Here is an 11,419-nt window from a genome sequence, read left to right as displayed (position 1 = left end):
GCCCCCCGCCGAACGCCCCTGCCTCGATCAGGATCGGCCGCAGGGCGGGATCGGCGCGCTGGGCGGCGGCGGGCACATGGCGGTGCAGATTGGCGCGCAGCGGTTGCAGGCCCGCATCGCGGGTCAGCACCAGATCGCCGGGGCGCAGCGCCTCGACCGGGCGGGGGCCAGTGGCGGTGGCAATCATGGCCCCTGTGGTCAGGCAGATCGGCGGGCCAAAGGGATCTTCGGGCATTGGCCCGTCGTCATCGGTGAGGATGCGGTCGAGCAGGTCGGCCTCGTCGATGCCACTGTTCCAGTGATAGGTGAAATCGAGCGTCAGGCTGGCCCCCGGCACCCCGTCCAGCGTCAGAACCCAGATCCTGGGATCGCCGGTCGCGGTCAGGATCACATCCTCGGGCGCGGCGCCGCCAATATGGATGTGGTCGCTGTCGGGGCTGAAGCCGGAGGCCGTGTCATGGCCGCTGCCCGGCCCGAAGGCGATGGTATCGCTGCCCCCGGAATAGCCGCCCATGGTGATCAGGTCGTCGCCCGCGCCGCCATCGACCACGTCGCCGCCGATGGCATGGATGGTGTCATTGCCCGCGCCGCCGAACAGGGTATCGGACCCCCATCCCCCATCGAGCGAGTCGTCGCCATCGCCGCCGGACAGCAGGTCGTCGCCGCTTTGCCCTTCGAGGGTGTCAGCGCCGTCGCCCCCCGACAGCGTGTCGTGACCGGACCCGCCATCGAGCACATCCTGACCGTCGCCGCCAAGCAGCACGTCCTGACCCGACGCGCCCGACAGCGTGTCATGGCCAGCGCCCCCGTCCAGCGTGTCATGGCCGGACTGGCCGTTGATCTGATCGTCGCCGGCGGTGCCTGTCAGGCTGTCGTCGATCCAGCTTCCGTTGATTGTGGTCGGCATCCGCTGCTCACAGGTTCCCACGGTTCCGGTCGAGGCCGCAGGTTATTCGTTACACCGCAAGGATAGCACGAAGAATGCTTGCTGTTGAGTGAATCGAGGCATGCCGAATTTTTGTCGACCGGGCGTGTTGACTCGCCCATGGCCCCCCCTTATCTACGCCTCGTTATCACTCTACCACGGTGAGTGCTAACATGGGAGAAACAACGAACCTAAGGAGTGTTCGAGAGATGGCATTCAAACCGCTGCATGACCGCGTGCTGGTGCGCCGCATCGAAAGCGACGAGAAGACCAAGGGCGGTCTGATCATCCCCGACAGCGCCAAGGAAAAACCGTCCGAAGGCGAAATCGTCGCCTGCGGCGAAGGCGCGCGCAAGGATTCGGGCGAGCTGATCGCAATGGCCGTGTCGGCCGGCGACCGCGTCCTGTTCGGCAAATGGTCGGGCACCGAAGTGACGGTCGAGGGCGAAGAGCTTTTGATCATGAAAGAGTCGGACATCCTCGGCATCATCGCCTGAGCCGTCCCTTTTTCGACTGAAACCAAGACATTCCAAGGAAGGAGCCACCGATGGCTGCTAAGGACGTCAAGTTCAACACCGATGCCCGCAACCGTATGCTCAAAGGCGTCAACATCCTCGCCGACGCGGTGAAGGTGACCCTCGGCCCCAAAGGCCGCAACGTCGTGATCGACAAATCCTTCGGCGCCCCGCGCATCACCAAGGACGGCGTGTCCGTGGCGAAGGAAATCGAACTGGAAGACAAGTTCGAGAACATGGGCGCACAGATGGTGAAGGAAGTCGCTTCCCGCACCAATGACGAAGCCGGCGACGGCACCACCACCGCGACCGTGCTGGCCCAGGCCATCGTCAAGGAAGGCATGAAGCAGGTTGCTGCCGGCCTGAACCCGATGGATCTGAAGCGCGGCATCGACCTCGCCGTGTCCAACGTGATCGAGTCGATCAAAGCCTCTGCCCGCCCCGTGAACGACTCCGCTGAGGTCGCTCAGGTCGGCACCATTTCCGCCAACGGCGAAGCCGAGATTGGCCGCCAGATCGCGGATGCGATGCAGAAAGTGGGCAATGACGGCGTCATCACCGTCGAGGAAAACAAGGGTCTGGAAACCGAGACCGATGTCGTGGAAGGCATGCAGTTCGACCGCGGTTACCTGTCCCCCTACTTCGTCACCAACCCCGACAAGATGGTTGCCGAACTCGACGACTGCATGATCCTGCTGCACGAGAAGAAGCTCTCGTCGCTGCAGCCGATGGTTCCGCTGCTGGAATCCGTCATCCAGTCGCAAAAGCCGCTGCTGATCATCGCGGAAGACGTCGAAGGCGAAGCGCTGGCGACCCTCGTGGTCAACAAGCTGCGCGGCGGCCTGAAAATCGCTGCCGTCAAGGCACCGGGCTTCGGCGATCGCCGCAAGGCCATGCTGCAGGACATCGCGATCCTGACCGGCGGTCAGGTGATCTCGGAAGACCTCGGCATGAAGCTCGAGTCCGTGACCATGGATATGCTTGGCACCGCCAAGAAAATCTCGATCACCAAGGACGAAACCACCATCGTTGACGGTGCTGGCGAGAAAGCGGAAATCGAAGCGCGCGTCGCCCAGATCCGTGGCCAGATCGAGGAAACCACCTCGGACTACGACCGCGAGAAGCTGCAGGAACGTGTGGCCAAGCTGGCGGGCGGCGTTGCCGTCATCCGCGTCGGCGGCATGACCGAAGTGGAAGTGAAAGAGCGCAAGGATCGCGTCGATGACGCGCTGAACGCGACCCGCGCGGCCGTTCAGGAAGGCATCGTTGTGGGCGGCGGTGTTGCCCTGGTTCAGGGCGCCAAGGTGCTCGAGGGCCTGGAAGGCGTGAATTCCGACCAGAACGCCGGTATCGCCATCGTGCGCCGCGCGCTGGAAGCCCCGCTGCGCCAGATCGCTGAAAACGCAGGTGTTGACGGTGCCGTTGTCGCCGGCAAGATCCGCGAAAGCGAAGACAAGGCCTTCGGCTTCAACGCTCAGACCGAAGAATATGGCGACATGTTCAAGTTCGGCGTGATCGACCCGGCCAAGGTTGTGCGCACCGCCCTGCAGGACGCCGCGTCCATCGCAGGTCTGCTGATCACCACCGAAGCGATGGTGGCCGACAAGCCGCAGAAAGAAGGCGCAGCCGGCGCAGGCATGCCCGACATGGGCGGCATGGGCGGCATGGGCGGCATGATGTAATCTGCCGATCCGTCAGGAACAGGGACGGGGCTCGCCATTGGCGGGCCCCTTTCTGTTTCTGCCCGACCTTGGCGATCCGGGCCAAGGGGACGCGCCGTGACAGGGCATTGCCCTCAGTGACGTCAATCCGTGCCATCCGCCCGCGGGTTCAGCTCCTGCTGCCACTGATCCACGGCCTCGATGGGCCAAATCAGGCTGAGCGTGGACAGGCTCAGGCTGTCGCGCGCGATCAGGGATGCGGTCAGTTCCAGCACGACGATCAGCAGGACCGACCAGAGCGGGCGGATGGCAGAGGCCAGCGCGAAGCCCCCCATCATGAAGACGTAATCCGCGACCGCATTCAGCACGCTATCACCCAGATAACCCTGGTTGATGGTCGTGGCGCGGAAGGCATCGAGCACCCAAGTCGTGTGCTCGACAATCTCCCATCCCACGCCTGTCAAAATGGCCAGCGCGTAGGTCCAGCCAAAGGGCAGGCGGCCCGCCAGCGCCCATCCCAGAAGGCCGATCAGCAGCCCATGGATGATGTGGGAAAGCGTGTACCAGTCCGCGATATGCTGGGAATTGCCACTGTCCCAGATCGACCCGACCCAAAGCTGAACATAACCGCAGGTGCAGATCAGCGGCTGGCCCCAGGCCCAGAGTGTCAGGCCGATGGCAGGCAGTCCCAGCACGGCCAGGATGGTCAGCGCGGGATGGTGTGTCATGCGTGGTCTTTCTTCGCCCGGTTTCAGCACCTTAGACCTGTCGCGCGCGGCTGGATAGTCGGGCCTTGCGGACCGGCTCCTGCCCTTGGCCTCTTCCCTTGGTCTCCGGAATCGGGCAGGCATGCCGCATGACCCTGCCACCCCTGACCCTGACCAACGCCCGCGTTCTGCGCCCCGACGGGTTTTCATCCGCCACGGTTTCCGTGACCGATGGCCTTGTCAGCGACAGGCCCGGCAAGGTCGTGGACCTCGCGGGATACACGATTCTGCCCGGCATCATCGACTTGCATGGCGACGGGTTCGAACGCCACGTGGCCCCGCGCCGGGGGGCGGTGACCGATCCGGGCGAGGGGCTGGCGACGCTCGACGCGGAACTGGCCGCGAACGGCATCACCACCGCCGTTCTGGCCCAGTTCTTCAGCTGGGAAGGGGGTATGCGCGGACCGGATTTCGCCGAGACGCTGGCAGGCGTGCTGGCCCGTGCGCAGCCCCTGACAGACATGCGGATGCAATTGCGGCTGGAGGTGAACCTGCTGGCGGAATACGCCCGCGCGCGCGATCTGATCCGCAAGGCCGGGGTCGGCTACGTGGTGTTCAACGATCACCTGCCCCATGCGGCGCTGGCCGCTGGCAAACGCCCGCCGCGGCTGACCGGGCAGGCCCTGAAAAGCGGCCGCAGCCCCGAGGCGCATCTGGCGCTGCTGCACAAGCTGCACGGGAGGCGCGACGAGGTGCCGGGGGCTCTGGCGGCGCTGGCCGCTGCGCTCAGGGCCGATGGCGTGATCCTCGGCAGCCATGACGATGCCAGCCCCGAAATCCGTGCCCGGTTTCGCGCCATGGGCGCCCGGATCGCGGAGTTTCCCGAAACCCAGGACACCGCCGCAGCCGCCCATGAGGCGGGCGAGGCGGTGATCATGGGCGCGCCGAACGTGGTCCGGGGTGGCTCGCATGACAAGAAGGTCGCGGCAGAGGAGATCATCCGCGCGGGCCATTGCGATGCGCTGGTGTCGGATTATCACTACCCGACCCCGCGACAGGCGGCGTTTGCGCTGGCCGATAGGGGGGTGTTGCCGCTGGAGGACGCATGGGCGCTGATCTCCAGCCGCCCGGCAGAGGTGATGGGCTGGACCGACCGGGGACGGCTGGAGACGGGCTTGCGGGCCGACCTTGTCATCGTGGAGGCCGCAACCCGCCGGGTCGCGGCCACGATCTGCGCCGGGCAGGTCAGCTGGATGGCAGGCGGCGTTGCCGCGCGGTTCCTGTAAGGCGCTTGGGTCAAGCGCGGCGAAATCGGAAGGCAGGGGCACTTTCCCTTGCGCCCGGAGCCATGCTGAGGTGTTCTGGCCCCCTGGTACCTTCGGACAGTCCCCATGCGCCTCGCCTTGCTCACCGCCCTCACCATGCTGGCCTTCGCGGCCAATTCGATCCTCAACCGCATGGCACTGGCCGGGGGCGATATCGACGCGCTCGGCTTTGCCATCATCCGGGTGCTGTCGGGTGCGGGCATGCTGGTGGTGCTGGTGCTGATCCAGCGGCGCGGGCTGCCGATGTTCCAGCCCGGACGCCTTGTCGGGGCGCTGTCGCTCTGCCTCTACCTGCTTGGCTTTTCCATTGCCTACCTGCGGCTCGATGCGGGGCTTGGGGCGCTCATCCTCTTTGGCTGCGTGCAGATCACCATGTTTGCGGGCGCGATCCTTGGCGGCGAGTCCGTGCCGCCCGCGCGGTGGATCGGGGCGGGGCTGGCCATGGCGGGGCTCGGCTGGCTGGTCTGGCCGGCAGGCGAGGTTGCGGTGCCGCTGACGGGCACCGTTTTCATGGCGCTCGCGGGCGTGGGCTGGGGTGTCTATTCGCTGGCAGGGCGCAAGGCGGGCGATCCGCTGGCGGCGACGGCGGCGAATTTCCTCTGGGCCGCGCCGGTCTGCCTGATCATCCCGATCTTCCTGCCGGTGCAGATGGAACCGGTGGAAGCGACCACGCGGGGCATCCTGCTGGCCTGCCTGTCGGGCGCGGTGACTTCGGGTCTCGGCTATGCGCTCTGGTATTCCCTGCTGCCGCAGCTCAAGGCCACGGTGGCGGGGCTGGTTCAGCTTTCCGCCCCGGTCATCGCCATTCTGGGGGGCGTGGCGCTTCTTGGCGAAGGCCTGTCGCTGCGTCTGGTGCTGGCGGCGGCAATCGTTCTGGGGGGGATTGCCTTCGGCCTGCTGGCACCTCAGCGCAGGATCGGCTCCAGCGGGTCGTAGAAGATCGCCTCGCCCCAGGCCACGGCGGCGAGGCTGTCGGGCTTGACCTTGATCCGCGCGATTTCGTCCCGGCTGAACAGCCTGCGTTCGCAGACCACCCGTTCGGGATCTTTCCAATTGTTGTCGAGCTGGCCTGCCAGAAGCGTGCAACGGAAATAGACATCGACCTGATGGAACGTGCCCTCGGGGTCGTGGAACTCGTTGACCAGACAGGGGTCGCCCACACCGACCGTCAGGCCGGTTTCCTCGTGAAACTCCCGCGCCAGATTGTCGGGCAGGGAACTGCCACGCTCGACGCCACCGCCAGGCGCGCACCACAGGTTGCCCCGGTGCTTGGGCCATGCGTTGACCAGAAGCAGGCGGTTGTCGATCAGGAGCAGGCCGCGCACGGCAAGGCGGGGAGAGGGGACTGGCATGAGCGGGATGCTGCCCGGCTTGTCGCCGCTGCGCAAGGGGGCTTGGGAAATCGGCGGTCTGGCCTAGATAGGGGGAATGAAAGTGGTTTTCGCCCTGCTGGCCGCCTTGTGTCTGGCCCCGATCCCGGCCCGCGCCGACTGCGTGGTGCTGCTGCATGGGCTGGCGCGGAGCACGAATTCGCTTTGGGTGATGGAGGAGGTGCTGGAGGGGGAAGGCTACCAGGTTGTGAATCTTGGCTACCCCTCCACCGAAGGCACGATCGGCGAGCTGTCGGCGGCGGCCATCGAACCAGCCCTTGCCAGCTGCGCACCCGGCACGGTGCATGTGGTCACCCATTCCATGGGCGGCATCCTGCTGCGCCATTGGCTGGCGGAACACGATCTGCCGGTTCTTGGCCGGGTGGTGATGCTGGCACCGCCAAACCAGGGGGCGGCACTGGTGGATCGGTTCGACGATCTTGCGGCGTTCGACTGGGTCCATGGCCCCGCCGGGCAGCAATTGGGCACCGGCGAGGACAGCGTGCCCTTGGCCCTGCCGCCGGTGGATTTCGAGCTTGGGGTGATCGCGGGATATGGGTCCATCAACCCGGTGACCTCGGCGCTGATCGAGGGGCCGGATGACGGCAAGGTCTCGGTCGAGGAGACCATGGTCGAGGGGATGGCGGATTTTATCGCCCTGCGCGTGAGCCACACTTTCATGATGAACAACCCGCTAGTGGTGGCCGAAACGCTGACCTTCCTGCAAACGGGTGCGTTTGAACAGGATCTCGACCTGCTGGATGCGGTGGAGCAATTGCTTCCCTGACGGGACCCGCGAGCGCGCCTCGTCAAGCCCCTTTGGGGCCCTCCTCGGCGCGCGCTGCCGCGGATCCGTGGTGGGGGCTGTGGTCTTGATCTGGGGGTCGCGCCGGGGGCTGGTGTCGGATGCCTCCGGCGGGAGTATTTTTACCAAGAAGAAGAGGTTACGCGGGACCGGTCACCGTGTTCACATGGCCCATCTTGCGGCCCGGGCGGGTCTCGACCTTGCCATAGAGATGGATCTGGGTGCCGGGTTGGGCGGCGAGTTGCGGGGCCCTGTTGATGGCGTCGCCGATCAGGTTCTCCATGACCACATTGGCATGGCGTTTGCCGTCGCCAAGGGGCCAGCCGGTCACCGCGCGGATGTGCTGTTCGAACTGGTCGACGGCGCAGCCGGCTTGCGTCCAGTGGCCGGAATTGTGCACGCGGGGGGCGATTTCGTTGACCACGAGGCCCTGCGGCGTCACGAAGAGCTCCACCCCCATCACGCCCACATAATCGAGCGCGTTGAGGATGCGGGCGGCGAGCAGCACGGCGTCGCTTCTGAGCCCGGGCGCGATGGCGGCGGGCACGGTGGTAGTGGCGAGGATGCCGTTTTCGTGGACGTTCTCACCGGGATCGTAGCAGGAGATCGAACCGTCGCGCCCGCGTGCGGCGATGACGGAAATCTCTCGGCTGAAGTCGATGAAGCCTTCGAGGATGGCGGGCGCGCCCTGCATATCTGCCAGCGCCTGCGGCGCGTCATCCGGCGTCATGATCCGCGCCTGTCCCTTGCCGTCATAGCCGAAGCGGCGGGTTTTCAGGATGGCGGGGGTGCCGATCTGCTCGATGGCCTGGGCCAGATCCCCGGCGCTGTCCACCGCCGCGAAGGGGGCCGTCGTCAGACCGATGTCGGTCAGGAAGGTTTTCTCGGTCAGGCGGTCCTGGCTCACCTCCAGCGCGCGGCGGGAGGGGGAGAGCGGCGTGGTAGCCGAGAGGACATCCAGCGCATCGGCGGGGATGTTCTCGAACTCATAGGTGATGAGATCGACGGAGGCGGCAAAGCGCGCCAGCGCGTCGAGATCGTCATAGGCGCCTTGCGTGACCTTGGCCGCCACGTCGCCCGCAGGGGCGGCGCCGGGCTCATAGATATGGGTCTTGTAGCCGAGGCGGGAGGCCGCGACCGAGAGCATGCGGCCAAGCTGGCCACCGCCAAGGATGCCGATGGTGGAACCGGTGGGCAGCATGTCACTCATCAACCGGCACCTCGGGAATGGAGGCAGACAGGGCCACGCGCCAGGCGTCGAGCCGTTCGGCCAGGGCCGGGTCGCCAAGGGCGAGGATACCTGCCGCCATCAGCCCGGCGTTCTTGGCACCCGCCGCGCCGATGGCCATGGTGGCCACGGGATAGCCGCGCGGCATCTGCAGGATGGAATAGAGGCTGTCGACGCCCGACAACGCCTTGGTCTGGACCGGCACGCCGATGACCGGGACGCGGGTTTTCGACGCCATCATGCCGGGCAGATGCGCCGCGCCGCCCGCGCCCGCGATGATGACCTTGAGCCCCCGGCCCACGGCCTCGCGCCCGTAGGACCACAGCCGGTCGGGTGTGCGGTGTGCCGACACGATTCGCGCCTCGAAAGGCACGCCAAGCTCATCCAGAATGTCGGCGGCTTCCTTCATGGTGGGCCAGTCCGACTGGCTGCCCATGATGATCCCGACCTCGACCCGATCCATGGCGGTATGTCCTCGCTATCCCTCAGGAAGCGCGCACTATAGTCATGGCGCGGGGTTACGCAATGATATCCGGGGTCAGTTCATCCTCGATGCGCTGAATCGCGTCCTTCAGCGCCAGCTTGCGCTTTTTCAGGCGGCGCAAAGTCAGCTGGTCAGGCAGCGGGCGTTCCTCGAGCGCGCCAATCGCCTCATCGAGATCCCTGTGTTCGCGCGTCAGAACCCCCAGCTTCACACGCAGGACATCTTCATGTGTCATCTCGTTCGGGGCGTTCATGGGCGTTGGACCTGTGGCTGAGTCGCCTTGCGGCAGGGCCTTGAGAATACCGGATTATCCCCAACGGGCAAAGCGTTGCGCGCCTTGCAAGGGCCATGAAGCGCCCCCATATTGAGGCAAATGGCCGCCATAACGGGGCCGATACATGCAGATCGCTTGGTAAAGGATGTGCCCGATGACGAAACTGACCCTTGGTTCGCACCCGTTCCTTCTGGGATTCGACCAGCTTGAACGGCTGGTGGAGCGGACCGCGAAATCCGGCAATGACGGATATCCCCCCTATAATATCGAAGCAAAGGGCGAGAATGCCTTTCGCATCACGCTGGCCGTCGCCGGCTTTGCCGAGGAGGATCTGGCGATCACGCTGGAGGACCGCCAGCTGGTGATCCGGGGCCGTCAGGGCGATGACAGCGAGGGCCGCGTCTTCCTGCACCGGGGCATTGCCGCGCGCCAGTTCCAGCGCAGTTTCGTGCTGGCCGATGGGGTCGAGGTGACGGGCGCTGCCATGGAACACGGGCTGTTGCATGTGGATCTGAAACGGTCCGCCCCCGAAAACGTGGTGCAGACGATCAAGATCAGGACGGGAGGGGCATCAGATGCATGAACCCAGTGACAAGATGAAAGCCGGCGAACGTCCCATCGTCTATGTCCGCAAGGTTCGCGTCGATGATCTGCCCGAGGAGATCAGGGCGCAGGCCAGCGGCGCGGGGCTGAAAGAGCTTTATGCCATCGGCAACGAGGCGGGGGAGCAACTGGCACTGGTCAAGGACCGCAAGCTGGCCTTCGTGGTGGCGCGGCAGAACGACATGACGCCGGTCAGCGTGCACTGATCAGACATTGCCGAATGCAAAATGGGCGCCCCGAAACAGGGCGCCCATCTTCGTTTTCCCTACGAGGTACAGGTCGCAGGGAGGTTATAGCGGTATGACAAGGCGCAGGAACCCGGACAGGCCGCGATCCTCGATGCCGCCGAAATCGAACAGCCGGTAGGACACGCCCGGCGTCAGCAGCACACCGCCCGCCAGCGGAATGGCCAGATAGGCATCGGCGCGGCCATAGAGACCCGAGTCGTTGATCTGGAACGATCCGCCGAAGCCGTCAACAGCGGCCCAGCCATAGCCCAGGTTCAGGCCGAACCCGAAGGTCGGCACCGCGATGGAACTGCTGGAATAGCCGCCGCCAAGCGGGGTTTCATAGGCGGCGCCCACGAAAATTCCGGTGAAGGTGGAACTGCCGCTTGTCGGAAACAGCCAGCCGCCTGCCTCGAAGGCATTGACGTCGGAGTTCATGTGCTCCAGCCCGAGCGTATAGGCCAGGACCGGGGCCGAGGAAGACGCCGAGGCCCCACGCGCGGCGGCATTGAGCCAGGTGGCGGCAACCATAAGGCCAAGAGCATTTCCGACATGGATGTTTTCCGGTCCACCAAATCCGGCCACGGTCCGGCAATCGGAACAGAACGGCGACATGAAGCCGAAGGTCAGCCTGTCGGGCCCACGGGCAAAGCTGCTTGGGCCGCTGAAGCTGAAGGGCAGGCTTTGCGCAACAGCGCTTCCCGCAATGGTGATGGACAGGATCAGGCCTGCCAGAATGGTGACGAGTTTCTTCATAGACTCAATCCCCCCAAAGATTGATTGACCCGACAAGCTTCGCGCCGCACCCCGATTCCTTCAAGCCACCCCCACGACGGAGATCAGGGGTGTTGCAGAAAGGTTTACGCCGCGTAAACTTTTGCGTGGAATCAGGGGATTGGCAAGACCGCCCTCGCCTCTGCCGCGCCGATCGCGGGGCGGGCGAGCGGTCCGTAGGCGGCGGCTGTGCCGCGCAACTCGGGGAAGATCCGCAGCACTTCCTCGCGCGCGGCATGGTCCAGCGCATTGATCGACTGGTCCGCCGGGTGAAAGCTTTCGGCGGCGATGCCCTCGGCAAGGATGATCTGGTGACGGTCAAACAGCAGATGCCAGTATTCCACGCAGTCGCAGGGTTCGGACCGAATGCGCCTTCCGTCGATCAGGTGTTTTGCGGCGACCAGAACCTCCCTCTCGCCGAACAGCAATTCGGCGCGTGGCCCGTCGATCAGCAGCCGATGCTGCGGCGAGACCCGCAACCGGCGGCGATTGCCCAGAACACCCTTGCCGATCACCACAGG

General features: G+C 65.4%; 15 protein-coding genes. 7 read left to right on the top strand and 8 right to left on the bottom strand.

All coding sequences use genetic code 11. The features are described 5' to 3' along the window. On the bottom strand, window positions 1-907 hold a 907-nt coding region (locus tag BKY26_RS01370; protein ID WP_193600167.1), incomplete at its 3' end, for a Hint domain-containing protein. Window positions 908-1,134: 227 nt separating this feature from the next. Between BKY26_RS01370 and BKY26_RS01365 the strand changes: the two genes are divergently transcribed. After that, window positions 1,135-1,422: a co-chaperone GroES gene (locus BKY26_RS01365; RefSeq protein ID WP_071688608.1), complete on the top strand. Its 288-nt coding sequence runs from the start codon at window positions 1,135-1,137 to the stop codon at window positions 1,420-1,422. Window positions 1,423-1,472: 50 nt separating this feature from the next. Beyond that, window positions 1,473-3,122, top strand: a complete 1,650-nt coding sequence (gene groL / locus BKY26_RS01360) for a chaperonin GroEL (protein ID WP_071688607.1) — start codon at window positions 1,473-1,475, stop codon at window positions 3,120-3,122. A gap of 122 nt (window positions 3,123-3,244) precedes the next feature. Here groL and BKY26_RS01355 read toward each other — a convergent pair whose 3' ends face one another. Continuing rightward, entirely contained in the window at window positions 3,245-3,829 is a 585-nt protein-coding gene (locus BKY26_RS01355) for a DUF2585 family protein (protein ID WP_071688606.1), read from the bottom strand. Between the two features lie 128 nt (window positions 3,830-3,957). Here BKY26_RS01355 and BKY26_RS01350 point away from each other — a divergent pair, with 128 nt between their 5' ends. Together BKY26_RS01350 and BKY26_RS01345 are read left to right on the top strand one after the other, a co-directional pair. Continuing rightward, a complete protein-coding gene (locus BKY26_RS01350; protein WP_071688605.1) occupies window positions 3,958-5,094 on the top strand; it encodes an alpha-D-ribose 1-methylphosphonate 5-triphosphate diphosphatase in 1,137 nt (378 codons plus the stop codon). Between the two features lie 105 nt (window positions 5,095-5,199). After that, window positions 5,200-6,069: a DMT family transporter gene (locus tag BKY26_RS01345; RefSeq protein WP_071688604.1), complete on the top strand. Its 870-nt coding sequence runs from the start codon at window positions 5,200-5,202 to the stop codon at window positions 6,067-6,069. Here the strand turns inward: BKY26_RS01345 and BKY26_RS01340 are convergent. Next, window positions 6,039-6,485: an NUDIX domain-containing protein gene (locus BKY26_RS01340; protein WP_071688609.1), complete on the bottom strand. Its 447-nt coding sequence runs from the start codon at window positions 6,483-6,485 to the stop codon at window positions 6,039-6,041. The genes BKY26_RS01345 and BKY26_RS01340 overlap by 31 nt on opposite strands. A 76-nt stretch (window positions 6,486-6,561) precedes the next feature. Here BKY26_RS01340 and BKY26_RS01335 point away from each other — a divergent pair, with 76 nt between their 5' ends. Continuing rightward, window positions 6,562-7,290, top strand: a complete 729-nt coding sequence (locus tag BKY26_RS01335; protein WP_071688603.1) for an esterase/lipase family protein — start codon at window positions 6,562-6,564, stop codon at window positions 7,288-7,290. A 157-nt stretch (window positions 7,291-7,447) separates the two neighbouring features. On the opposite strand, the gene BKY26_RS01330 is transcribed toward BKY26_RS01335, so the two are convergent. The 3 genes from BKY26_RS01330 to BKY26_RS01320 are packed head-to-tail and all read right to left on the bottom strand — an operon-like array spanning window position 7,448 to window position 9,273. After that, window positions 7,448-8,518, bottom strand: coding sequence for a 5-(carboxyamino)imidazole ribonucleotide synthase (locus BKY26_RS01330; protein WP_071688602.1), 1,071 nt, complete (start codon window positions 8,516-8,518; stop codon window positions 7,448-7,450). Next, window positions 8,511-8,999 carry a 5-(carboxyamino)imidazole ribonucleotide mutase gene (purE, locus tag BKY26_RS01325; RefSeq protein ID WP_071688601.1) on the bottom strand — a complete coding sequence of 163 codons (489 nt, stop codon included), beginning with the start codon at window positions 8,997-8,999 and terminating at the stop codon, window positions 8,511-8,513. The genes BKY26_RS01330 and purE overlap by 8 nt, the downstream gene beginning before the upstream one ends. 55 nt (window positions 9,000-9,054) lie before the next feature. Further along, a complete protein-coding gene (locus BKY26_RS01320; RefSeq protein ID WP_071688600.1) occupies window positions 9,055-9,273 on the bottom strand; it encodes a YdcH family protein in 219 nt (72 codons plus the stop codon). 175 nt (window positions 9,274-9,448) lie between these two features. Here BKY26_RS01320 and BKY26_RS01315 point away from each other — a divergent pair, with 175 nt between their 5' ends. After that, window positions 9,449-9,877, top strand: a complete 429-nt coding sequence (locus tag BKY26_RS01315) for an Hsp20 family protein (protein ID WP_071688599.1) — start codon at window positions 9,449-9,451, stop codon at window positions 9,875-9,877. Next, the gene (locus tag BKY26_RS01310) at window positions 9,870-10,103 is read left to right on the top strand and encodes a DUF1150 family protein (RefSeq protein WP_071688598.1); all 234 of its coding nucleotides are present in this window, start codon (window positions 9,870-9,872) and stop codon (window positions 10,101-10,103) included. The genes BKY26_RS01315 and BKY26_RS01310 overlap by 8 nt, the downstream gene beginning before the upstream one ends. Window positions 10,104-10,187: 84 nt before the next feature. Here the strand turns inward: BKY26_RS01310 and BKY26_RS01305 are convergent, their stop codons facing one another. After that, window positions 10,188-10,880: a hypothetical protein gene (locus BKY26_RS01305; protein ID WP_071688597.1), complete on the bottom strand. Its 693-nt coding sequence runs from the start codon at window positions 10,878-10,880 to the stop codon at window positions 10,188-10,190. A gap of 131 nt (window positions 10,881-11,011) precedes the next feature. Then, on the bottom strand, window positions 11,012-11,419 hold a 408-nt coding region (locus tag BKY26_RS01300), incomplete at its 5' end, for a Hint domain-containing protein (RefSeq protein ID WP_193600166.1).

This window comes from Nioella sediminis (assembly GCF_001879695.1).
Classification (GTDB): Bacteria; Pseudomonadota; Alphaproteobacteria; order Rhodobacterales; family Rhodobacteraceae; genus Nioella; species Nioella sediminis.
Note: the sequence above shows the minus strand (reverse complement) of the source record. Positions and strands in the feature narration are given on the sequence as shown.